The sequence below is a fragment of the Zhongshania antarctica genome, from assembly GCF_014202945.1.
Classification (GTDB): Bacteria; Pseudomonadota; Gammaproteobacteria; order Pseudomonadales; family Spongiibacteraceae; genus Spongiibacter; species Spongiibacter antarcticus.
In genome coordinates, this window is the sequence record NZ_JACHHW010000005.1 from 296,561 (window position 1) to 319,149 (window position 22,589).

At 50.5% G+C, this 22,589-nt stretch carries 23 protein-coding genes; 4 read left to right on the forward strand and 19 right to left on the reverse strand.

The genetic code is table 11. The features are described 5' to 3' along the window. Positions 1–21: 21 nt before the first annotated feature. The 9 genes from HNQ57_RS10600 to HNQ57_RS10640 form a co-directional block, all read right to left on the reverse strand. Positions 22–864 carry a MipA/OmpV family protein gene (locus HNQ57_RS10600; protein ID WP_184462790.1) on the reverse strand — a complete coding sequence of 281 codons (843 nt, stop codon included), beginning with the start codon at positions 862–864 and terminating at the stop codon, positions 22–24. Positions 865–891: 27 nt separating this feature from the next. Next, positions 892–1,338: an acyl-CoA thioesterase gene (locus HNQ57_RS10605; protein ID WP_221301660.1), complete on the reverse strand. Its 447-nt coding sequence runs from the start codon at positions 1,336–1,338 to the stop codon at positions 892–894. A 68-nt stretch (positions 1,339–1,406) separates the two neighbouring features. Next, positions 1,407–2,804: a PepSY domain-containing protein gene (locus tag HNQ57_RS10610; protein ID WP_184462794.1), complete on the reverse strand. Its 1,398-nt coding sequence runs from the start codon at positions 2,802–2,804 to the stop codon at positions 1,407–1,409. Then, entirely contained in the window at positions 2,804–4,939 is a 2,136-nt protein-coding gene (locus tag HNQ57_RS10615; RefSeq protein WP_184462796.1) for a TonB-dependent receptor, read from the reverse strand. The genes HNQ57_RS10610 and HNQ57_RS10615 overlap by 1 nt, the downstream gene beginning before the upstream one ends. Before the next feature lie 212 nt (positions 4,940–5,151). Further along, positions 5,152–5,598, reverse strand: coding sequence for a GFA family protein (locus HNQ57_RS10620; RefSeq protein WP_244966158.1), 447 nt, complete (start codon positions 5,596–5,598; stop codon positions 5,152–5,154). 176 nt (positions 5,599–5,774) lie between these two features. Further along, positions 5,775–6,761: a sensor domain-containing diguanylate cyclase gene (locus HNQ57_RS10625; RefSeq protein WP_184462800.1), complete on the reverse strand. Its 987-nt coding sequence runs from the start codon at positions 6,759–6,761 to the stop codon at positions 5,775–5,777. Between the two features lie 282 nt (positions 6,762–7,043). Next, on the reverse strand, positions 7,044–7,859 hold the full coding sequence (eutC, locus tag HNQ57_RS10630) for an ethanolamine ammonia-lyase subunit EutC (protein WP_184462802.1): 816 nt from the start codon (positions 7,857–7,859) through the stop codon (positions 7,044–7,046). Continuing rightward, a complete protein-coding gene (locus HNQ57_RS10635) occupies positions 7,849–9,252 on the reverse strand; it encodes an ethanolamine ammonia-lyase subunit EutB (protein WP_184462804.1) in 1,404 nt (467 codons plus the stop codon). Before HNQ57_RS10635 ends, eutC begins: the two co-directional genes overlap by 11 nt. Positions 9,253–9,341: 89 nt before the next feature. Beyond that, positions 9,342–9,566, reverse strand: a complete 225-nt coding sequence (locus tag HNQ57_RS10640; RefSeq protein WP_221301661.1) for a YceI family protein — start codon at positions 9,564–9,566, stop codon at positions 9,342–9,344. Between the two features lie 364 nt (positions 9,567–9,930). On the opposite strand from HNQ57_RS10640, the gene HNQ57_RS10645 reads away from it, so the two are divergent. Next, positions 9,931–10,851, forward strand: a complete 921-nt coding sequence (locus HNQ57_RS10645) for an acyltransferase (RefSeq protein ID WP_184462806.1) — start codon at positions 9,931–9,933, stop codon at positions 10,849–10,851. A 323-nt stretch (positions 10,852–11,174) separates the two neighbouring features. On the opposite strand, the gene HNQ57_RS18055 is transcribed toward HNQ57_RS10645, so the two are convergent. The 3 genes from HNQ57_RS18055 to hflK are packed head-to-tail and all read right to left on the reverse strand — an operon-like array spanning position 11,175 to position 13,379. Then, entirely contained in the window at positions 11,175–11,297 is a 123-nt protein-coding gene (locus HNQ57_RS18055; RefSeq protein WP_264299238.1) for a hypothetical protein, read from the reverse strand. Between the two features lie 25 nt (positions 11,298–11,322). After that, positions 11,323–12,297 (reverse strand): protease modulator HflC, encoded by a 975-nt coding sequence (gene hflC, locus HNQ57_RS10650; RefSeq protein WP_184462808.1) that lies wholly within the window; start codon positions 12,295–12,297, stop codon positions 11,323–11,325. Continuing rightward, positions 12,294–13,379, reverse strand: coding sequence for an FtsH protease activity modulator HflK (hflK, locus tag HNQ57_RS10655; RefSeq protein ID WP_184462810.1), 1,086 nt, complete (start codon positions 13,377–13,379; stop codon positions 12,294–12,296). The genes hflC and hflK overlap by 4 nt, the downstream gene beginning before the upstream one ends. Before the next feature lie 205 nt (positions 13,380–13,584). On the opposite strand from hflK, the gene HNQ57_RS10660 reads away from it, so the two are divergent. Continuing rightward, positions 13,585–14,358 (forward strand): TSUP family transporter, encoded by a 774-nt coding sequence (locus tag HNQ57_RS10660; protein ID WP_184462812.1) that lies wholly within the window; start codon positions 13,585–13,587, stop codon positions 14,356–14,358. A gap of 4 nt (positions 14,359–14,362) precedes the next feature. On the opposite strand, the gene HNQ57_RS10665 is transcribed toward HNQ57_RS10660, so the two are convergent. From HNQ57_RS10665 to ectA, 7 genes are all read right to left on the reverse strand, one after another. Further along, the gene (locus tag HNQ57_RS10665) at positions 14,363–14,878 is read right to left on the reverse strand and encodes a DUF3465 domain-containing protein (protein WP_226968309.1); all 516 of its coding nucleotides are present in this window, start codon (positions 14,876–14,878) and stop codon (positions 14,363–14,365) included. Positions 14,879–15,091: 213 nt separating this feature from the next. Next, positions 15,092–16,513: a sodium/proline symporter gene (locus HNQ57_RS10670; protein ID WP_184462814.1), complete on the reverse strand. Its 1,422-nt coding sequence runs from the start codon at positions 16,511–16,513 to the stop codon at positions 15,092–15,094. A 49-nt stretch (positions 16,514–16,562) separates the two neighbouring features. Further along, positions 16,563–17,477 (reverse strand): TPR end-of-group domain-containing protein, encoded by a 915-nt coding sequence (locus HNQ57_RS10675; RefSeq protein ID WP_184462816.1) that lies wholly within the window; start codon positions 17,475–17,477, stop codon positions 16,563–16,565. Next, entirely contained in the window at positions 17,465–18,901 is a 1,437-nt protein-coding gene (locus HNQ57_RS10680) for an aspartate kinase (protein WP_184462818.1), read from the reverse strand. The genes HNQ57_RS10675 and HNQ57_RS10680 overlap by 13 nt, the downstream gene beginning before the upstream one ends. 48 nt (positions 18,902–18,949) lie before the next feature. Then, positions 18,950–19,348 (reverse strand): ectoine synthase, encoded by a 399-nt coding sequence (locus HNQ57_RS10685; RefSeq protein WP_008253212.1) that lies wholly within the window; start codon positions 19,346–19,348, stop codon positions 18,950–18,952. A 103-nt stretch (positions 19,349–19,451) separates the two neighbouring features. Further along, positions 19,452–20,726, reverse strand: coding sequence for a diaminobutyrate--2-oxoglutarate transaminase (gene ectB, locus HNQ57_RS10690; RefSeq protein ID WP_184462820.1), 1,275 nt, complete (start codon positions 20,724–20,726; stop codon positions 19,452–19,454). A 62-nt stretch (positions 20,727–20,788) separates the two neighbouring features. Then, entirely contained in the window at positions 20,789–21,310 is a 522-nt protein-coding gene (gene ectA / locus HNQ57_RS10695; protein WP_184462821.1) for a diaminobutyrate acetyltransferase, read from the reverse strand. A 253-nt stretch (positions 21,311–21,563) separates the two neighbouring features. Here ectA and HNQ57_RS10700 point away from each other — a divergent pair, with 253 nt between their 5' ends. After that, a complete protein-coding gene (locus tag HNQ57_RS10700) occupies positions 21,564–22,088 on the forward strand; it encodes a MarR family winged helix-turn-helix transcriptional regulator (RefSeq protein ID WP_184462823.1) in 525 nt (174 codons plus the stop codon). 17 nt (positions 22,089–22,105) lie between these two features. After that, positions 22,106–22,507 (forward strand): c-type cytochrome, encoded by a 402-nt coding sequence (locus tag HNQ57_RS17875; RefSeq protein WP_184462825.1) that lies wholly within the window; start codon positions 22,106–22,108, stop codon positions 22,505–22,507. The last annotated feature ends 82 nt before the right edge of the window (positions 22,508–22,589 follow it).

Genomic DNA, 22,589 nt, shown 5'->3' on the forward strand with positions numbered 1-22,589 from the left:
CAATCACAGCGGCAGTTCAGCTCACTCTGCTGGGCCAAGGTCTACTCGCTTAGTTGCACGCCAAAAAATACGCGCCATCGATAGGCTAAAATACGCGCCACTGTTTTTCTTAAAAAGTGGGCTATCGTTAAAGCTAGCATCGCGTAAATCGATATAGCTCACCGCGGCACTGATTCGCCAATCAGCGTTAGCATGCCAGCGAACATTCAAAGCCACGCCGCTACTATTATGACCCGCATCGGCCTGATAGGCGGGCCGATTGAGCGTCGCAAAACGCGGTGCAACGCCGTAAAAATAATTGTGGTAGTCATCACTGCCATAGCGCGCCTGCAGGCTGGCGCCCCAAGATAGCGCCTCAGTTAGCTGTTGCTGCCAGCGCAATTCTGGATTTAATACCCAGCCTTCATAAGACATGCCCGGAAAACCATCCACCGCCAGCAGGGCGCGCAAATTAAAGCGCAGCTGTAAACTCTCAATTGGGGTATCAAGTAATTTAAAGCGCAGAGACGGCCCGAATTCAAAGCTAAAGTCGAGGTCATCCATGCCTTCGCGGGCGCGATTGTCTTTGCTATTTACCGGCAAACTGCCACCAGCGGAAATATCGAGATCCCATCGGGGATGTTCAAATAATAGGCCACGCAAGCCGTCCCGATTGGCCTTCAAGCGCTCACCCCGATAGATCACATACGGGAAGGGCAGTACATAACTGCGCCCCTGATCGGCACTGGGATAGTCCGGCCGGCTCAAGGCAGCCAGGCCTAGGCCTAACTCCCATTTTGGCATTAAGCCGGTATTGAGCTCTTCAGCCTGAGTAAGAGGGAGCACACTCAGCGCGAGTGTCAGTAACGCAGTTTTTTTAAACACGCCGTAAACCTCATTCACTCGGAAATGTCACAGCTTCGCAACGTTCGCCTTAAAACTCTCCGGCACTGCACATACCGATTTACTGTTGTAGTCAAAAAATAGCATGGTATTTCTAATGCGTGCCGTTTCTAAGCCCTTGCTTAAATTGCGCAGCCTGAACAGTAAATCAAAACTTTTTGCGGTGAAATTCACCGCCGTCACGTCTATTTCTAAACGGTCACCGTAATCGGTTTCGGAGAGATAGGAAATTTCAGAGTGAGCCATAATTAAGCCGGCCTCTTCAAATGCCGTGGCCTGCTCATAGCCGAGGGCAATGATGAAGCGCAACTGGGCTTCTATGGCGATGGAAGGAATACGATCTGCGGCGAGGTGATTGGCCACATTGACGTCGGAGTACAAGACCACGTAGTCGGTGGTAAAGAGAAAGCGCTCGGGAAGTTCTATGGTTTTTCTAGGCATGGTGCTGCTCGTCATTTAATGTCTCGGTGCAGCCTGACGGCTGCGAGGGGCTTTTTCAAGCCCAAGCAGCGAAATGACGCGCTTTACGCAAGACGCCGAATATACAAAACCATGCCCAAAATAAACATAAAGGCGATGCCCGCGGCAAAAAACGCTGAAATACCGTCTCGGGCAGTGCGCCCCAAACCGTCAATGAAATGCCATTTGTGCAGCACCGAAAAACTTAGGCCTTCGACCCGGTCGCTGTCCCGTACCACCGCCGCCAGCGCGCCGCTGCGGGGTTCTACATACACGCTAAGGTGCTCAGCATTGTCGTAATCTAGGGCGATCACGGGCAGGCGTTTATTCACAAAGCCGTACTCACCAGCAAACGCGGTCACGCTGCGAATCGCCACTAACGGAGAGTCCACAGGCATATAGGCCTGCGCAAGCGCTTGGGCGTGAACCGCTTCACCATCTGCGAGTAGCTCGCCATTTGCTGCGTGTCGGTATTGCAGCTCACCCCTTGCCCAGACCCGAAAGTAATAGTCATCGTCAATATTAATGAGATCAGCTTGAACCAAATAGGGACTTAAGTTGGACCAATCTAAACTCAGTTTATTAAACGCAGCCGCCATCGGCGGCACCTCGGCAATGCTAGGCAAAAATTGCTTTTGCCATAAATGGTATAAGCCGCTAGCAGTAAAGGTGACGGCCGTTATCGCCACGGCGAGACCTAGGCCGCGATGCAAGCGCAAAAGGGGATTTTGTCGCCAGCCGCGACCGGCTCGCCATTGCAGGTAATATTGCAGTAGGCCAACCAGGGAGATCAGCCCTCCGCCAACTAGGCACAGGCTCATTAAGCTCAGTCGCAGCGTGGTATTTTTAATAAATACCCACGAGTGAACATTGCGAAAAAAAGTGCTGGTAATGGCCTTGGTGTTATTTACTACCGTGCCGAGGCGGTCGCTGGCGGTATCCACATAGACCCGCATACCGTCGTCCCGAGCAAAGTTGACCCGCCACACTGGCAGCAATCGATTGACGTAAACATAGTCATCGTCAAACGCTGTCTGCAGCTCAACTGACTGAATAGCGCTTTGCTGGTCGCCGATATAATGCCGCGCAAGATGCACAGCATAGTCCTGTTCACCACGGGGAATAAGCTCACCAGAGCGGGCATCTAGCCATATAGCGTCACCCGCCACCACTAAGCGGTAACACGGCCGACCCTGCCATGCGAGCAAACGCACCGCTGAAGCCGCGCCCGTAATCCCCGCCCGATCCGCCGCCTCTGCCACCGCAAGCAAATCCGCACTCGGCAAGACATCTAACGTATAAACAAAGGCGTCGGCAACTGGTTGTAGGCGGGAAATAATGGGATGAGATAGCCCGCTTAGACCCCAACCGATAATGGCCAAGCCAACGACCATACCGATCCTAGCGTGCCAGCGTAGCAGCATAGGAATCAGATTTTTAGTGCGCGCGCGATGTGCCTTCATCACAGCGCCACGCTAAAGCCAATGGTCGCTAGGCGCGGGCTGCCGGGGGTAAACGCCGGGCCATATTTGCTGGTGGTTTCCGCGTAACGGCGATCCGTAACATTAAAAATGCGCGTATAAAAACTCAGCTGTGTATTGAACTGATACTCGGCGTGGATATTCAGCAGACTGTGACCGTCGTATTTATCGCGATCGTCGGCAATACCGTCTTTGTCATTCTTTTCATCCAACCAGTGCTCGCCTTGGCGCAACCACTCAAACTCGATATAGCCGCCGTTTAAAACGTGAGGCCGATAGTTAAGCCGCGCATTGAGAAAACTCGCTGGCGCGTCGGGCATGGTATTACCACTGTAATTGCCGCTGCGGTCTATCCATTCCTCGTAACGATGTTCTGAGCGGGTATAAGAGAGACCAATATCAAGGCGGTCACTAAGATCCCGCTCCAAACCTAACTCAATACCGCGATGTGAAGTTTCCCCGGCATTGGCATTGCGCCGAGTGCCCGTTTGCGGGTCGGCTATCGATAAAATTTCGTCCTGCTTACGCATGTAATACACCGCCAAATCAAAACGACTGGCGGCATCTAAATTCCCTCGCAAACCAAACTCGATACTGTCGGCGTTGACCGGCGCCAAGGCAGTGGAGTCGGCCGTGTCGCCGGCGCGAAATAATTGGGAGGCCGAGGGAATGCGGAAGGCGTGCCGATAGGACGTATAGCCATTGAGTGAGCCTGAGAAATCGTAGACCAAGCCCAGCTTTGGACTCAGATGCTCAAAATCCAACGTTTGATCTAGCGGCCGCAAATGGGCGGGGTCTTGGGGTGCACTGGCAATATTATCGTGGTAGTCATAAGCAATGGCGTCGTAACGCAGGCCCGCGCTGCCGCGCAGCCGCTCAGTCAGCTGACTTTCAATATGAATATAGGGCGACACCGAGAGGTAGTCGACGGTGTAGTCGTATAACCGACCCGCCTTTTGGTAGCTTAACCAATACTGGCCGGGATCATTGTCAGTGCGCTGTATATAAAATTGCGTTTGCTCACCACGGCTGCGATCAATGTCGACACCACTGATAACAAAGCTGTGTTCAGAAAGATCTTGGCGATATTTCAGTAGTACGCCGACAGAGTCGTGCCCGTCTTCATTAATATGCGCATCTTGGGAATCTAGGGCTGGTGAACAACTGGGGCACCACGCCGGCGCTGGCTGAACGCGGCCGGTATTTAAGGTCCAGGTCGCTACATAGGCGAGGGCATTACTGCGAATAAAAGGGGTGATGCTTAGGCTGTGATCGTCGCCACTAAATTCAAATGCCGAGGACAGCCGCAGTGCGCTGACATCCCGATAGCCAATGGTATTTCCGGCCTTTTCAGGCCGCGTGTAATAGTCGGCTAGACCCAGCGCTGAACCTCCGGTGGCCATCGCCACCGCGCTAGCACTTAACACCGTATTAACCTGCCACGCCGAGTCGAGCTGACGGAACCAGCCCAAGACGAACTCTTGGCGCTCACTGTCGTTATTGTTCCGCCAGCTGCCATTTTTTGCCGCCGACAAATTTACCGTGTAGCTATCCTTACTCTGCACCTGTGAGGCCCGCAGCTGACTGCGGTAATGATCGAATTCACCCGTTTCAAGCGTCAGGCTACTGCGGTCTTCTTTTGCCGGCTGACCGACAAGGCTGTTAATCACCGCGCCCATGGCGTCGGAACCGTATAGAGCAGAACCCGGGCCTTTAATAATTTCCACACCGTTTGCCAATGCCGTGTTCACTTCGTAAAGGGCATTGTGGTTAAAAAAACCCGCCGAGCGAGTCGGTACGCCGTTCTCCAAATAAAGATAGACCGGGTTGTAAGAAATAGGTTGGCGTATCGCCGCAGCAACGCCCTCACCGCCGGAGCCGAGCTGGACAATATTGACGCCGGGAACCCGGTTCATTAACTCGCTAGCATGACGTGGATTAAGTGCTTCAATGGTTTCTTGATCTAAAACCCCAACGCTTGCGGCCACATCGGCCAATTGCTGATCGTCGCGGGTTGCCGTTACCAATATGGTTTCAAGCACGGCGTGTTCGGCCCAAGTCGGTACGTTCATACCAAGGGCACTGAGCAATATAATTGGCGAAATAAATTTAGACATGTGCACCTCGATTTTGAGCTGCACATTTTAGTGATTAACGCGTCAACAACAATGCGACATGATGTCGCAGGGCTGAGCCCTTACAGGCTAAACAGGGTTTAGGGGGGCCTACGATGAATTAGGCAGGAGGTGGTGCCTTACCTTAAATTTTTTCGTCAGTGTCTTGAATCGTCGCCTCGGCCACACCCATTTTTAAAAATCTAGCTAAAAAACTATGGCTGTTTATCAAACTGAGGAACACCTTCCGGGATCTGGTACCAATCTTGTTTCTGACAAACCCAAATATGGGCCTCGGGATTGAGAATCCGCGTATCGTCGAGGCTAGCGGCCTTGAGTTTTATGGTTTCTGGTTGGTCTGGATTAAAGTGATAAATTCGATTGCCACAGTAGGGACAAAATTTAGCGTAGTTCTTATTGCCACTCTCGGCAAGACGCTCCCACTGCGCCAACTCACCTTGAACAACAAGACTATCGGCCTTAACGAGGGCGGTAATGCTAAACGCGCTGGTCGACAGTTTTTGGCAGGCTTTACAGTGACAGGCCATTATTTTCAGGGGTGGGGCTAATAATTGGTAGCGAATATTGCCACACTGGCAAGAGCCCTTAATAGGGTATTGGATATCACTCATCATCTTCTCCACGCTATCTAGTGCCGCCAAACGTACTCCGGCTTAATGCCACGGGCATAGTAACGCTAGGTTCTGCGCGAATACAGCTATTCGCACTAGATTGTAGACACCTAAGAGATATCAAAGAGAATGGATAGCCGCCACCGAGCGAGACGGTATAGTGGGGTATCCATACCGCTGAATTCAGTTCCTCGCCCGTTGGCCGCTTAGCTTTTTTCCGCTAAGCGTTCAGAGTAGCGTTTTTTCTTTTTTTGGTCGTACATAATAATATCAGCGTCGGCGAGCATCTTCTCCACTGTCGAATGCCTATTCGCATTAAAATCGACAATGCCGTAAGAGAAGGTGAGCTCATAGCCCCGATTTATTCGTGCATTAAAATCACTTAAAATTTTAGTGAAGCTCGTCATTACCGTCTCAGCGGATTGAACAGAGCTATTAGTTAACAAGACGACAAATTCATCACTGCCAATTCGGGCGAACAAATCTGAAGCCTGCAATTTATTTTTCATTTGTTCACTAAAACTGCGCAATGCGCGGTCGCCTTCACGATGACCATAGGCTTCATTAACCGCATTGAACTGGTCAATATCAATCATCACTAGTGAAGCGGGTAAATGACGGCGAGCACACATATTTAGACCATGCTCCGCCAGCATTAAGAAACCGCGTCGGTTACTGATGTTGGTCAGTTCATCTACCGTCGTCAATTCTACCGTCGCGATCTCCGCTTCAACAATCAGCGCGAGATCACGCATTATCTCCAAATCTTCTTCAGATAAATCTCTTGGTTTTGTGTCAATCAAACACAGGGTACCGAGCACATTGCCGTCGGGCGCGCGCACCGGGCAGCCGGCATAAAAGCCAATATTAGGCTCACTGCTTACCAAGGGATTATCAAAAAAACGCTTATCTTTACGGACATCCGGCACAAGCATAATATTGTTGTCGAGAATGGCATGGCCACAAAAGGAAATATCCCGAGGTGTCTCACGCACCGCCAAGCCCATAGACGACTTAAACCATTGCCGGTCTTCATCAATCACACTGATTAAGGCGATGGGCACATCAAACAAACGCCGCGCCATACGCGTAATGCGATCAAAACGCTCTTCCATCGGTGTGTTTAAAATATTCAGTGCACGCAGTGTTTTTAAGCGCTCGGCTTCATTGTCTGGAATCTCAGGAGCTATCACAAAATTACCTCGGCAGCGTACTGCATCTAATCACCTTACATTTGCCCTCGTCCTATAAACGTATCTGCAAATGTTACAGTTCTGCTTTTTAGTATAGTCGTCAAATAGCGTTTTGAAGTGATGTGAAGCTGCCTTCGACTACACCACTAAGAATTAAAATTGACCTAGGTTAATATTCTGGCCGGACAAGACTCACAATCCCATACGGGCTTACCACTACCACGCGTAAAAAGTTCAGCTTAAATGCCAGCGTCGGCAAACAAGCAATTGATGCCTAAGGCTTTATTTTAAAAATGGAACGCCCAGGCAAGACGCCGTTAGGGTCGCTGAATCGTCTTTTAAATGGGTGCCGCTAAAGCCCTTTAACAGTGCCCCGCGAATAAGGTACAAGGCCGTATCCACCGCTTGCTGGTAGCTCAAGCCAGCGTCGCGAATATTCGAAATACAGTTGCGCTCGGCATCCGAGCAGCCACGTTTAGGTCTGAATGTAATATACATACCAAGACTGTCTGGCGAACTTAAGCCCGGGCGCTCACCAATTAAGATCACACTTAAGCTCGCCCCTAGCGCTTCGCCAATATCGTCAGCCAGCGCAACTCTGGCCTGACTCGCAATGCACAAGGGGCCTAGCTGCAAGCCAAGTTCAGCCAAACCGGCAATCAGCGGCGCCAATACCGGTGCGGCGTGGGCACTGACGGCGGCAGAAGATAATCCGTCGCCGACAATTAAGGCCACGTCGATCGGTGCTTGGGTTGCGGCGCGCTCAGCCAAGGCCTGCCACTGTAATTCCGGCAATTGGCGCCCTAAGTCTGGCCGTTGCAAATAGCCATGGCGGTCTCCTGCCAGGCTGCTGAGCTGAATAGCGGGCAGTAAGTGCTGACTGTGGTTACCACCAATATTGGCTAGGGTAGCGGTGCAGACCGCCGCCAGCGCGTCCACATTTAAACCTTGGTGGACCGCGTCTCTGGCCCGGGCGTGATCCAATTGAAATTGCAGGTTTACCGCCGTGCTAGTAGCCACACCCGCCCGCCCCAGCGCAATTCGGGCGGTGGTATAGCCGCGTAGTAGCTGCCAACCATCGATTGTGCTATTGGCCATGGCCAGTCTCCGTAAAGGTGAGTGCTTTCGCAAACACAGGGGGCAGGCGCTGCCCACTCAGCAAATTGCCTTTGCCATCCATAATCTCGGTTTTTTGCAACCACTGCAAAAACTCCGGTGCAGGCGGCAGCGATAACAGCCGCCGAATCGCTAGCGCATCGTGAAAGGAGGTGCTTTGGTAATTCAGCATAATATCGTCGCCGCCGGGGACGCCCATGATAAAACTGCCTCCCGCGAGGGCGAACTGGGTCAGCAAGGTGTCTAGGTCATCTTGATCTGCCTCTGCGTGATTGGTATAGCAAATATCACAGCCCATCGGCAGACCGAGCAACTTACCGCAAAAGTGGTCCTCTAAGCCGGCGCGAATTATCTGCTTACCATTGTATAAATACTCAGGCCCAATAAAGCCGACCACGGTATTCACCAAAAGCGGCGAAAATTTTCGCGCCAGACCATAGGCACGGGTTTCAATGGTCTGTTGGTCGACGCCGTGATGGGCATTAGCTGACAGCGCGCTACCCTGCCCGGTTTCAAAATACATCACATTATCGCCGACCGTGCCGCGCCCAAGTGATTGTGCGGCGTCATGAGCCTCACTCAGCATCGCGACACTAATACCAAAGCTACTATTCGCCGCTTCACTGCCTGCAATGGACTGAAACACTAAATCCACTGGTGCACCTTGGTTTATTAGCGCCAACGTCGTACTGACATGGGTTAACACGCAGGATTGGGTGGGAATCTCAAAGCGCTGAATAAACTCATCTAACAAACCCATTAGCCTACCTACCGCCTGGGTATTATCAGATGCGGGGTTAATCCCAATCACCGCGTCGCCACTGGCGTACAGCAGTCCATCGATCAGGCTAGCGGCAATCCCCGCTGCATTGTCGCTTGGATGATTTGGCTGCAGGCGCGTAGAAAAATGACCGCGCAAGCCAATGGTATTGCGAAAGCGAGTGATCACTTCGCATTTTTTGGCCACGACAATAAGATCTTGCATCCGCATCAATTTGCTAACTGCCGCGACCATTTCCGGCATTAAGCCTGGTGCGAGGGCCGTTAACGCAACCGTGTCGGCAGTATCGGACAATAGCCAGTCGCGAAAGCCGCCAACCGTTAAATGCGCTACCGGCGCAAAGGCCGCAAGATCGTGACCGTCAACAATGAGCCGAGTAATTTCATCGCTTTCATAGGGTATGACCAGCTCATTCATAAAGTGCCGCAACGGCAGATCTGCCAAGACCCACTGCGCGGCCACGCGCTCCTCATGGCTGGCGGCGGCGATACCCGCCAAATAATCCCCCGAGCGAGCTGGGCTCGCCTTGGCCAGCAGCGTTTTTAAATCAGCAAAATGATAGCTGTGCCGACCCAATTGAATCGTGAAGCTCATACTGTACCTACACTGGGAGAGGACTCCCTTATCCTACCCCGACCGCGACACGATTACATTCAAACCCAAGCTTCATCCATTTATAAGCGCTAGCCTTGCCTGAGCGGCGGCCCAGTGAACTCTGCCTCAATAATAACCTCTAGGTCATCGCCCACGCCCATAGTCGAACCCGGCGCCGGAATGCCTATTGAAATACCAAAATCAGATCGCTTAAACATGCCCCGCGCGGAAAAGCCGATCCGGCCATGTGGGTCGAGGGGATGGCCGGCGTAACCACCATTAAATGTCGCCTCATTGCACAACTCCACTGCCATTAGTTAACTGTTTAAAGATCCAAGACCCTAAGCGCCATTCGCAAAACACCAAGGTAATAAGGCGGTCGACGTAAGTTATTATTTACTCTCGTGTGATCATATTCATTCACGCGCTTAGATGTCACTAATCTGCCCGCAGCCCCAGAGTGGTTGCAGTAGCTCACCGGCTGCAGGGCGTGACCAGCAATAAAGTAGCCGCTTTCGGTTAACTTGCCCCTATTCATTCTTAAGTAAGCACCCACTTCCACCACAGACCTTTTAGTGTTGGCAAAAGAAGATTCATCGAGAGGCGTGACAAAGGCTCTGCAACAATGTGTTCATGCGTTACAATAGCCACAACTAAAGGCGGTCAAAGATAAAACTCATGCTGAATTTTCTCCCCCACTGGCTGCGCGGCAGCCTGACGCTATTTTTAATTGTTTGCTCCACGCTGACACTAGTCCCTTTTTTATTGCTGGTGGCAATACTCAAGTTAGTCATTCCGGTCACGGCATGGCGGCGCTGGTGTACCGTGGTATCGATCGAAATCGCCAATTTATGGGTGGGTTTCAATAATGTATTGCTCCACGTCATCAACGATATACATTGGGATATCGAAGGCGCAGAGGACTTAAGCCTCGACGATTGGTATTTTGTCACCTGCAACCACCAATCTTGGGCCGATATTTTAGTCGCCCAAAAAGTGCTTTTTCGCAAAATACCCATGCTCAAGTTTTTCCTTAAACAGCAGTTGATTTGGGTGCCCGTGATCGGTATTGCCTGGTGGGCATTAGACTTTCCTTTTATGAAACGCTATTCCGCCGCCGAAATTGCCAAGAACCCCAGCTTAAAAGGCAAGGACCTAGAAACGACACGCAAGGCCTGCGAAAAATTTAAATATACGCCGGTCACCGTGTTCAATTTTTTAGAAGGTACTCGCTTCACTCCGACGAAACATCAGCTGCAGCAGTCGCCTTATCAGCACCTGCTAAAACCCAAAGCCGGCGGTGCAGCCTTTGTTTTAGGCGCAATGGGTGAGCAATTACACACTATGCTCAACCTCACCATTTACTACCCCTGTGATGATCGCAGCTTTTGGCATTTTCTGTCCGGCCGCGTGAAGAAGGTTGTGGTGCGCATTGAAAAGCAGACGATTGCGCCACGATTTTTAAGTCGCGACTATTTGAGCGATGAACAATTTCGCGGGGAGTTTCAACAGTGGGTATCGGAGTTGTGGGTCGACAAAGACCGCTTACTTAAAGACCTTCATAAGGACTTTAAAGGCAGCGACTCAGACACTCTCTAATTCGGCTACGCACCCGGCTAAAATACGGGACAGACGATGCAGTGAATTGATAGCTTGCGGATCCGTCGAGCTGATTGCCAGCATAGGTCTTGAATAACAATTTTTTTGGCGTTGAACTCACCTTTCTAGACACCGTTTTTACTATAGAGTCCTACAACGACTCTCAGTTGATTAGGCTAGCAATCTTGTAGATTGGGCGTGTTACTAGGTGTGGCTCCAGCGCTTAAACCTATTGCACATAAACAATATTGATGGTTTGAGGCGTGGCCGGTAAGCGTTACAACATCAAAAGCGGGGCGCTTGCGCGCCACCGCCCGCCAAAATCAAAGCTTAGCGAAAGGGTCCGGTCTTGAACTGGCTTTCGATTTTTTAGCTTGGCGCTTTTCCTTTTGCGACAAGGCCGGCTTCTTTTTGGTTTCCTTATTACTTTTTTGCTCTTTACTCATTGTAATGCTCCTTTACACGGTGGTGTTACTTCCCCGGTCGCGGGGTCATGCCTTTTAGGAACTTGAACAAATCACTGTCGGTAGACAGCACCAAGGTGGTCTGCTTATCAACAAGTGATGAGTAGGCTGCCATTGTTCGAGTAAATTCATAAAACTCTACCGACTGTGGGCTTTGATTATAGGCGCTTGCGTAAATTTCGGTAGCTTTAGCGTCAGCAAGACCACGAATTTCTTCTACTTCGCGGTAGGCCTCCGACTGGATCTTGTTTAACTCCCGAAGACGGTTACCTCGAATCCGCGCTGCCTCGCCATTACCCTCTGACAAAAAGCGCTCGGCAATCTGGCGGCGCTCACTGATCATACGATCATAGATCTTGGGTCGTACACTGGCGTTGTAATTAATGCGTTTAAAGCGAATGTCTAGCAACTCAATACCAAAGACACCCACCTTCTCGGCCGCCTCGGTAAATATCTCTTGTTCCACCAGTTGTCGGCCTTTTTCAATCGGCACTAATGAGCCCATATTTAAACCTTGGGAAGAGGACGCCAGCGCCGCATCGCGCAAGGGAATGCGGTCTTTAGTAGTACGAATAATTTCAATTAATTCGTGCTTAGCCACGGCATTGCGGGTTTCGCTGCCGAGAATATCGTCTAAGCGCGATTGCGCACTGCGCTCATCGCGCAGTCGCAAAAAATATTGCAGCGGATCGACAATACGCCAGCGCGCAAACAGATCAACTGAAATATACAGCTTATCTTTGGTGGGCATATCCGACGGCGAACCATCCCATTCCAATACCCGCTTGTCGATAGGATTTACTTCTTGAATAAAAGGCAATTTGAACTTCAGGCCCGCCTCCGTTACTGGTTCACCAACCGGCTTACCAAACTGAGTGATAATGACCTGCTCGACTTCATTAACCGTGTAGGCGGAACTCATCAAGACAAACAATCCGCCAATCACAACAACCATGGCGGCAATCGATTTTGTGTTTTTCATTTTTTGCTGCCCTTTTGTTCGCCAATGTTTAATAGCGGTAACAAGCCACTCATATCGTCATCGACCAAAATTTTGTTTTGAATATTGGGCATAATCTCCTGCATGGTTTCTATGTAAATTCGGCGCCGAGTAACTTCGGGGGCTTTACGGTATTCGGTAAACAATGCGTTAAAGCGAGCGACATCACCCTCGGCCTCATTGATACGCTTTAGGCGATAGCCGTCGGCCTCGCGAATGCGCTGGTCTTTCTCACCTTCGGCCAGCGGAATCACTTTATTGTATTCGCGGCGAGCTTCGTTAATGAGTTTCTCTTTTTCTTGCTGGGCTTGGTTTACCTCGTTAAAGGATTCCTGCACCGGCCGAGGTGGATTGATGTTTTTGAGCTGGACCTGATCAATATTGATGCCCATTTCGTATTTGCTGGACAACTCTTGCATTTTTAGCAGGGCTTCAATTTCAATTTCCTGGCGACCAATGGTAATGACTTCGTCTACAGTGCGGTCACCCACCACCTCGCGCATTACTGACTCGGACACATAGCGCAGCGTTTCGGCAGGTTCGCGTACAGCAAATAAGAATTTTACGGGATCAGAAATTCGGTACTGCACCACCCACTCGACTAATGCCGCGTTTAAATCGCCGGTCACCATTTGAGTTTCCAGATTGCCGTCGCGACTACCTTGGTAAGCATCTCTGGCACCCGGTGTCGAAAAACCAAACTCCTGCTTGAGCTGGCGCTTTACGGGGACGACCGTGGATTTATCAATGCCCAGCGGCAATTTGAAGTGCAGGCCGGGGGGAACTTCCTTTAGGTACATCCCAAAACGCTGTACTACCGCCACTGAATCGCTGGGCACGGTGTAATAGGCAGACCACAGGCTAAGGCCCGCAGCGAACAAAAGAATTATTGGCAGCGCGCGACCAAAACCGGCGGCGCCACCGCCTTTGCCGCCACTGCCACCTCCCGAAAATTTGTCTTTCAGGTTTTTTATGCCTTTGTTAATAATCGCGTCTAAATCTGGGGGCGACTGTTGGCCAGATCCCCAGGGGTCTTTGGCACCGTTATTGTTCTGAGCAGACATTGAATCAGCCTTTAATTAGAGTTCAGCATATCTATTAATGGGGCTACGGAGCAGAGATTGCAAGCTGCGCGGCTAGGTATTGCAGTAAAGACGCGATATACACCATGAAATGCTGGTTCCCGCGCGCTAGGATTTTATCGCGTCGGCCATTACAATCAGCGTACTGCGCCCCACCTTATTTTTTTCCATACCAAACAGGATTCTGATGGCCGACCTCGCCCTCTATCAGTATGTACTGATCGGCATTATTTTTATTTGGAGCGGCTTTGTGCGGTCTGGGCTAGGCTTTGGCGGCGCAGTATTAAGCCTACCCTTCCTCTTACTTGTACATAATCAGGCCTTGGTTTTTCTGCCCTTAATTTCGGTGCAATTGCTGATATTTTCATCGATTACCTTGATTTTAAATAATCGCAGCAGCCAAGCAATTGGCCGCGCGCATGCCAGCACCGTGAATTGGCCCTATTTACGTTATATGCTCGGCATTATGATTGTGCCCAAGCTATTAGGCGTATTTGGCTTAATCACCCTACCGGCCGACACCCTTAGCATTATTATTTTTTCCATCGTCTCGGTTTATGCCATCTCCTATATCGCCAACAAGCCTTTTAAAAGTAACAGCAAATTTATTGATGCCTTATTTTTAATTGTCGGCGGCTATATTAGCGGCACCTCGCTGATTGGCGCGCCATTAATTATTGCGGTTGCCGCACAACACCTTGCCCGAGAGCAACTGCGCGACACCTTATTTGCGCTGTGGTTTATTTTTGTTGGTATTAAGCTAGGCGCGTTTATCTACGCGGGCATTGATTTGCAGCTAATTCACCATCTCTGGCTGCTACCCTGCGCGGCCATTGGCCATGTCATTGGCCTGCGCTTTCACCAGCATATGCTCAAGGCCGAAACCCCGTCGTTCTTTCGCTTTTTAGGTCTGACGCTACTCGTCATTAGCCTATTGGGTTTGTGGAAAGCCTTAAGCTAAACATTTACTGATAGCGCCGCCCCTGATGCGCTAGCCAGCCATGAGCATGACGGCCGGCCGGATCACGATGCGTCCAGTGCACCACGCCGCCGCGCTGGTTCCACTCGTATTCACCGTAAAAGTCGACACTATCACCCACCTGCAAACCGGCAATACGCGGCGCGAGATCAATATTGTGAGCGACCAAAAGTGTCTGCCCAGAGCTAAGACGGAGAATAAATTTTTGGTGGCGACTGCCCTTATTGTCATCGGCGAGAATTTTTTCAACTCGGCCCTGACCTTGCACCTGAATATCGCTACGTTTATTTTTGTAAGCCTCACCAAGGATTTGATCAGCCTCGGCAATCGCAACGGTGTTAGACGGCAAAGACCCCGTCGTTCTTTCTGGGCTATTGGCACGCCAGCTGTAGCTTACTGCTATTATCACGACAATAACGGCTAAGATAATTGCTTTCACGACCATGCCACCCTTCATCACATAGAATTTACTGAGCATTACTATGGCGCGTGGCGACGCCATAGACAAGCTGCAGTAGCAATGTAAAGGGTATCGACAGAAATACGCGGTGGAGGGAATGTAACAAGCCAATGCCAATGCCGCCCGCTTGTTACAGTAGACGTGCATTTATTCACGCCTATAAATGCACGCTCATATTACAGCTAAATTAAGGGGATAAGGTGCAGAGGCGAATAATGCGCGGCGTATTACCGCTGCCAAGATTGCCGATGCACGCTAAGCAGTCGCTTTGGCTTTGGCACTATTACTCAACCACTGAGCAATCGGGTAGGTGGCGATACCCGCAGCGATACCAGGCAAGCCTTCGTATACCATATTGTGCAGATCGAAGTAACGCCAGAGAAGTGCGGTGGAAATGCCGACCGCACTAACGGCGATAAGCGTACTTTCTTTGGGGCGGCGACCACTTATTAGAATAGCTAACACTGGAACAAAGGCGCTGGCCAATCCAGACCACGCCATGACCACCATGCCAAATACCGTTTGGGCGCTAAGCAAAGCCCAGCCCAGTGCAAATAGCGTCACCCCAAAGGTGGCCAATTTGATCAGCAAAGGGCGCTCAATACTTTTAGGTGAAAGGTCGTGGGTGAGAGCAGCGGACGCGCTTAAGATTAGCGAGTCTGCAGTAGACAAAGTGGCGGCAAATATCCCCGCTAAAATCAGCCCAACCATAACCGGTGACAATAGCTGCAGGGCCATGGTCGGCAGCGCCAACTCGGCGTCAAAGCTGCCAATTTCTGGCAAATAAAGTCGCGACAACAAGCCGACAGCGGTGGCCATCAAGTAGAACGCGACAAACCACAGGTAATACCAAACCCGTGCGCGCGTCATATCACCGGTATTGGCCAAGGTCATAAAGCGCACCATGACATGGGGCTGACCCGCCACCGAGAAACCCGCAAACAGCCAACCCAAGGCGAATAGTATTGCCCCCGCCGCACCCGGAAAGGCGAGGTCTTCGGGAAACCAGTTCATATAATTTGGTATTTGATAAAGCGCATCAACAGTGGCAACTGGGCCGCCCAAGGCAGCGACAGCAACCCAAAGCAAAACACCCATCGCGGTGATCATCACGACCGACTGGGCTGCGTCGGTCCAAATGGATGCACGAATTCCACCCGCTAAACAGTAGGCCGCGACCAATACTGAGCCAACGACAGCACCGGCCCAGCGCGGCCAATCAAACAAGGCTTGCAGGGCTTTACCACCGGCAAGCAATTGCGCGGCGGCGTAGGCGAGCAGTAACACTAAAGATAAAAGCGCGGCGAGCTTTTGGTAACGGCCCATGTTTGTGCCGGTCCAATTACTGAGTACACCAATATAGCTGAGCTGACCGCTACTCTCGGTGGTCGCCCGCAGTTTTCGGTGTACTAAATGGGAGGCAATAAAGTCACCGGCGATCCAGCCCGCCATGACCCAAAATGCCGACAAACCCACCGTGTAGGTATAGCCAATAACGCCAATGAACATATAACCACTATTATTAGTGGCTACCGCAGACAAGCCTACCAACCACGGCTGTACCGAATTACTAGCCAAATAATAATCGCTGCTATGGTGTTTGTTTAAAAACAATGACGACAGGCCGATCAGCACAAATACTGTTAAAAAGGCCGCGAAACTCCATGCAGTTACCATATTCGGATCCAATCTATTCTGGTTTAGTGGCGAGAAGTAAACACAATGCCTACGAAGGGCTCTCCGCTGTCGGCGTTAGCAACTCTATCAGCAGAGGATGCTCGCGCAATTCAGCCAAGGCTGGGTCGCGATACAGTTCTTCTCGATATGATTCCGATTGCGCCACCGCGTGAGTAAAGTAGCGCGCGGCGTCGTCAAGATTGCCCTGGCAAGTATGAGCGCAAGCCAGTTGGTAAAAGGCGTGGGCATTGGTTTCATCTAACAACAGTGCCTGCTGGCAGAGATTTATCGCCCACTGGGGTTCGTTCTGATCCAGTGCGGCATCCGCTTTATAGGTTATCGCCTCAATATCGTCGCCTCTTACGCCGAGAATTTGATCATAAATTGCTATTTTACCCGCCGGACTCGTTTCTTGACTGGCGCGTAACCACAGCGAATGAATCTCTTGGGTAAGTGTAATTTCTTCGCGGTTAGACTCGATATGGGCAGTTTCTTGTTTTAACTGCTTTTCAATCGCGCGCAGACGCTTCTCGTATTCTTCAACCAATTCAGCGACTTGCTCATTGGCAACACTGTGTACTTTTTCTTTAATGTCGCGCACCGAGTTCCAACCCATTAACACCAAGGCCGAACTCACCCCAGCAATGAGGTAGAAAAAATAGGTGACGGTATTGGTTGCATAAGACACCGCCTTGTCGGCAGCGCCTAATTCGCGGTCGACGACTTCGGCGGCCAATTCGCGGTGAGCGCGCTCCATGTCGATACGCAGATTGCGCACCTCATCGAGCATATAACGCTCAATAAACGGTGAGTAGAGGGGCTTGTCTAAATTGTCGATGCTGGCATCCACTTGAGCCGCACTCGGCTGCGCCTCGCTGGGCGTTGGCGCAGCACTGTTAGCCGCTACAGCAAAAAGGGGCAGAAGCCCCCAACAGAGGATTAACCCCTGTATTATGCTGCGCATATGGCTTCACCGTGGTCGTGTACTTCGACCAAACAGCGGTGCAAGCTCGCGACACCCTTTTCGTAGTCATCTTCGTTTACCACAAACTGCATATCGACCTGACGCATCGACTGGTGCATAGCCAATACACTGATATTGGCCGACGCCAAGGCAACCACCGTTTTAGCCAACATACCTGGCACCTGCATGTCGCTGCCGATAGCAGAAATTATAGCGACTTTACGGGTGCTGACTTCCGCATCGGGGAACAATTCTTTTACTGCGCTTACAATGCGTTTTACGGTTTTTAAATTAACGCCCAAATAATTGGTAATGGTATTGGCATTAATATCTTTGGTAATTACCGTGCCCTTATAGCGCTCAATGGCACCCAGTATCTTTTGCTCATACCGCCACAGTGCTCCCACCATGTCTTGGTCAAATACTTCCAAGGCATAGACTTGCTTGCGACCAGCGATGATCTCAACACAGGGCTTTTCGCTGCGATAATCACAATCAATAAGCGTGCCCGAGTGATCGGGTTCAAAGGTATTTTTTACCCGCAGGGCAATTTTTTGCTGACGCAAACCTTTCGCGGCGCGGGGGTGAATAGCCTCCATACCTAAATTGGCGAGCTGATCGGCAACATCGTAATTAGTACGGCCAATCGGCACCACTTTATCGGCTCCCACTAAGCGAGGGTCGGCGCTGCTAAGGTGATACTCTTTGTGAATAACCGCTTCACGGGCGCCACTGATGACGGCCATACGGCTGAACGTCATTTCGCTATAACCGCGGTCGAAACTTGCCATTAAGCCTTCTTTACAGTGGGCGTAACCAGTAACTATCGGCAAGGTGGTATTTAAATCGATACCCGCTAGCGCCTCAGTAATATGCTGGTCAAGTGGCAGTGCTTCCTCGGCGCGCCAGCCCGACAAATCAATATAACAAGTATTGATGCCATCGCGCTTGAGTAGGGTGGCGGTATTCCACGCACTGTGTGCCTCACCAATACTCGCTAACATTTCCCGCACGGTTAGCAGATGATCTTCTAAACCAAAATGGCCGTGCTGGCAGAGCCGGTGCAAATTATCCATGCAGCGCTCAGCTTCAAACAAGCGGGCTTCAATATAGGTATTGGCAGCATCCAGTTGCTCAGCGTCGGGAAACAAACCAGCGTTAATCTCTTTTAGCGCATTACCGACATCGCTTAGGGCATCACGCCACAGCGTTTCAGCTCCGTCATCGGCAAACAGGGCATAAACCCCTGGATGACTAGTACGTTTATTTTCCAGCAGCAAATCGGTTACGCCGCCATAGGCTGAAACCACAAATATGCGCTGATAAATATTACCGCTCTCACCGCCCGCTAAAATTACATTGTCGCGCACCGCCTCGTAGTTGGTCATTGAGGTGCCGCCAATTTTCTCTACACTGTGTCCCACTGCTACTCTCCCTTGAATTAAAAAAATGGTTTTTTAAAATTCAATAGCTCAGGTCACTGCCTCAGCCGCCAATGGGTAGACCCCATTTTCGTCATGTACTTCTTTGCCGTTCAGCGGCGGATTAAATACGCAGGCCATTTTCATGTCTTCGCTGCCGCCGCGCAGCAAGTGATTGTCGTGCTTGTCGAGAATATATAAGGTGCCGGCTTCAATTTTATACACTTTGCCGTCACTTAAGGTTTCAACTTCGCCATTACCCGACATGCAATACACTGATTCCAAGTGATTCTGGTAGTGAATTGGCGTTTCGGTGTTAGCGTAAATGGTGGTGATATGGAATGAAAAACCCATCTGATCGTCTTTCAGCAACATCCGCACGCTGCTCCAGTTTTCACTATCAACGCGGCGTTCAGAGTTTTGACATTCTTCCAGTGTTCTTACAATCATGGTTTGTTCCTTTCGCTAATGCTATTTACCTAAGCTCAATTGCTGAATAAAGCACGCCGCTTCCGCAAATGTTTACTTGCAGAAGAAGCGCGATTTCAGCCGCTTAAGAAGCTTTTTTGTTAACTGATTTTCCCATTACTTCCGCGATGCTATCTGACAAAATATCCAGACCGCGAATCAATTCTGCCATGTCGATGGTGAGCGGGCAGAAGACCTTAACAACCTGACCACGGTTACCGCAGGTTTCAATCACGAGGCCCCGTTCAAAGCAGGCGCGGCCAATCTCATCAGCAACATCACCGTCCCGACAAGCGAGACCTTGCATCATGCCCCGGCCCTTAGGCTGGAGTTTAGTGACACCGTACTGCTCCGATAACTTTTTGAAGCGCTCGCTAACAATAGCTGATTTTTCAACAATCTCGGCGGCAAACTTATCGTCTTTCCAGTAGTGGCGAATTGCCGCCGCTGCAGTGATAAAGGCGTGGTTATTGCCACGGAACGTTCCGTTGTGCTCGCCTGGCTCCCAAATGTCTAAATCGGGACGAATCAAGACAATCGCAAAGGGCAGGCCATAGCCACTCAGGGATTTCGACATGGTAATAATGTCGGGCTTGATGCCACTGGCTTCAAAGCTAAAGTAGGTGCCAGTACGACCACAACCCGCTTGAATATCGTCAACGATCAACAAGATATCGTGTTTGCGACACAGCTTCTCTAGGCCACGCAACCAATCATTATTGGCAACATTCAAGCCACCCTCGCCCTGCACTGGCTCGACAATCATCGCCGCCGGCAGATCCACACCCGAAGAGGGATCGGAAAGCAACTTGTCCATCATTTTCAAACTATCGGCATCGCGACCGTAATAGCCACAATATGGCATGCGGGTCACATCGCCCAGCGCCACACCTGCACCGCCGCGGTGATGACTATTACCCGTGGCCGCTACTGCGCCCAAGGTCACACCGTGAAAACCATTAGTAAAAGACACAATGCTGGTACGGCCAGTGACTTTACGCGCCAATTTCAGCGCGGCTTCTACGGCATTAGTGCCTGTGGGGCCAGTAAACTGGAAGGTGTAGGTCATATCACGTGGGGCAAGGATATGCTCATTAAAGGCTTGCAAGAAGTCGCCCTTGGCTTGGGTGTGCATATCCAAGCCATGAGTAATGCCGTCGCGCATAATATAGTCGACCAAAGCCTGTTTAAGCACAGGGTTATTGTGGCCGTAGTTCAGGGTGCCTGCACCCGCTAAAAAGTCGATGTATTGCTTGCCGTCGGTTGAGTACAAGTGCTCGCCCTGAGCCTTATCAAAGGTTACCGGAAATGAGCGGGCATAGGATTGTACTTCGGATTCGAGTCGGTCAAAAATAGTCATGTTAAGTCCTCTTAGTGTTCTTTACTGAGCGGATGAATACTGAGTAAAATTTTGCTTAAGGCTTATTGAGCGAAAGGCCCAATACACAGCAGTGCTTCACTGTCGTGCTGGCCGCCAAAATGCGCTTCTTTTTCAAACCAAATGCTATGGTTTAATTCAGTACCCAGATCTCTGGCAAAACTGCGAAACAAGGCCCAAGAGGCCTCGTTATCTGGTGTAATTGTCGTTTCCATATATTTCACTTCTGCGCAGGCCGGCCGCTTAATAACCTCTTTAAGCATCTTTTTGGCTAGACCTTTACCGCGCTGACTTTTATCCACCACAACCTGCCACACAAATACCGTGTTCGGTTTAGCGGGGATAATATGCGCAGAAATAAAGCCCACTAATTTGCCGTCTTCTTCAGCGGCAACCGCGGTTTCGGCAAAGTGGGTGCAATGCAGCAGATTGCAATAAACGGAATTAGTATCGAGTGGTGGGCTGGCCGCCACTAATTGATTCAGGGCGTAACCATCTTCCGCCGTTGGCTGGCGAAAACGAAGCGTGGCAGCCGTGGCTTGCGTCGCGCTATTTGATTTCAACACAATCTTTTAGTGTTCATACTAATTTAACGAAGCTCGTGCACAATATTATGGCGCTAATATCGCCGATCATGCTGCTTACTCGCCAAATTAATGAACCCATTCTCCTGTTCATTTACTTAGAATACGAAGCATTATACGCGTCTTTGACCAACTATTTCAAGCCAGACTATTGACAAACGAAGGGTTTAGCTGGTGCAAAAAACTCTACAAGCCGCTACCATTGGGCCGCTAAGCCAATCTGCAGGCATCGAAAATGAATAGTATCGACGAAGTATTAGTATCATTGCGCCGGGTAACCCGGGCAATTGATTTGCATTCAAAGCATTTAATGAAGACTGCGGGCCTAACTGCACCACAAATGCTCATTTTGCAAATCCTTAGGGATCAGGGCGATGTCATTATCAGTGATGTAGCCAGCCAGGTGAGCCTCAGCCAAGCCACCGTCACCAGCATTATGGATAGACTGGAGAAACGCGGCCTCGTCATGAGAGAACGCTCCAGCCAAGATAAGCGTAAAGTGTACGCCTGCCTTACGGAAGCCGGCAATGAACTGATTCGCAATGCGCCCATGCCCCTACAAGATTACTTCATTCGGCAGTTCAGCGACCTCCAAGAATGGGAACAAACGCAAATTATCAGCTCTTTGCAGCGCGTTGCCTATATGATGGACGCTCAGCATATAGACGCCTCGCCCGTTTTAGATGTGGGCGCGATCGACCGCTTGAGTGAAGACGAGGCCAATGCCCACCGTTTTGGCTTTGACGACAACTTAGTTTGATTTATTGGAACTGCATTATGTTTAGCAACAAAACCTTCCTTATCCTCGCGGTATTGACCGGACTATTTACCCTGGTCGCGTGCAGCAAGGGTGAACCTAGCCGTGGAGCGACAAGCCCAGACAACAGCACCGCGCAAGCACCACAAGCAGTTTCTAGCGCTAAGCGCATGCCCAGTGACCCTTCACTGAAATCCCTCTACATTCAAAGCTGCTATGGCTGTCATAGTTCTGGCGCCGCCGGGGCACCTAAAAGCGGCAACAAAGAACAGTGGGCGCTCCGCACCCAAAAAGGCTTAGACACATTATTAGCTAACACCAAAAACGGTCTCAATAGCATGCCACCAAAAGGCATGTGCATGAATTGCAGCGACGACGATTTTAGAGCGTTGATATTATTTTTGTCGGGCGAAGCGGAATAGCAACAACGCGGACCACAAGACTTTTGATCCATCGACTATGCTTTAGCGTAATTAGCTATCAGCCACACAGGATGAATTAAAC

Bases quoted from the DNA above. Each gene is read 5' to 3' on its own strand.
- eutC (WP_184462802.1), bottom strand. From the start codon at position 7,859: ATGGCCAATAGCACAATCGATGGTTGGCAGCTACTACGCGGCTATACC.
- HNQ57_RS10605 (WP_221301660.1), bottom strand. From the start codon at position 1,338: ATGACGAGCAGCACCATGCCTAGAAAAACCATAGAACTTCCCGAGCGC.
- hflC (WP_184462808.1), bottom strand. From the start codon at position 12,297: ATGAAAAACACAAAATCGATTGCCGCCATGGTTGTTGTGATTGGCGGA.
- HNQ57_RS10645 (WP_184462806.1), top strand. From the start codon at position 9,931: ATGCTGAATTTTCTCCCCCACTGGCTGCGCGGCAGCCTGACGCTATTT.
- HNQ57_RS10640 (WP_221301661.1), bottom strand. From the start codon at position 9,566: ATGGCAGTGGAGTTGTGCAATGAGGCGACATTTAATGGTGGTTACGCC.
- HNQ57_RS10675 (WP_184462816.1), bottom strand. From the start codon at position 17,477: ATGCGCAGCATAATACAGGGGTTAATCCTCTGTTGGGGGCTTCTGCCC.
- HNQ57_RS10660 (WP_184462812.1), top strand. From the start codon at position 13,585: ATGGCCGACCTCGCCCTCTATCAGTATGTACTGATCGGCATTATTTTT.
- HNQ57_RS10685 (WP_008253212.1), bottom strand. From the start codon at position 19,348: ATGATTGTAAGAACACTGGAAGAATGTCAAAACTCTGAACGCCGCGTT.
- ectB (WP_184462820.1), bottom strand. From the start codon at position 20,726: ATGACTATTTTTGACCGACTCGAATCCGAAGTACAATCCTATGCCCGC.
- HNQ57_RS18055 (WP_264299238.1), bottom strand. From the start codon at position 11,297: ATGAGTAAAGAGCAAAAAAGTAATAAGGAAACCAAAAAGAAGCCGGCC.
- HNQ57_RS10700 (WP_184462823.1), top strand. From the start codon at position 21,564: ATGAATAGTATCGACGAAGTATTAGTATCATTGCGCCGGGTAACCCGG.
- hflK (WP_184462810.1), bottom strand. From the start codon at position 13,379: ATGTCTGCTCAGAACAATAACGGTGCCAAAGACCCCTGGGGATCTGGC.
- HNQ57_RS10615 (WP_184462796.1), bottom strand. From the start codon at position 4,939: ATGTCTAAATTTATTTCGCCAATTATATTGCTCAGTGCCCTTGGTATG.
- HNQ57_RS10670 (WP_184462814.1), bottom strand. From the start codon at position 16,513: ATGGTAACTGCATGGAGTTTCGCGGCCTTTTTAACAGTATTTGTGCTG.
- HNQ57_RS10610 (WP_184462794.1), bottom strand. From the start codon at position 2,804: ATGAAGGCACATCGCGCGCGCACTAAAAATCTGATTCCTATGCTGCTA.
- HNQ57_RS10665 (WP_226968309.1), bottom strand. From the start codon at position 14,878: ATGGCGTCGCCACGCGCCATAGTAATGCTCAGTAAATTCTATGTGATG.
- HNQ57_RS17875 (WP_184462825.1), top strand. From the start codon at position 22,106: ATGTTTAGCAACAAAACCTTCCTTATCCTCGCGGTATTGACCGGACTA.
- HNQ57_RS10635 (WP_184462804.1), bottom strand. From the start codon at position 9,252: ATGAGCTTCACGATTCAATTGGGTCGGCACAGCTATCATTTTGCTGAT.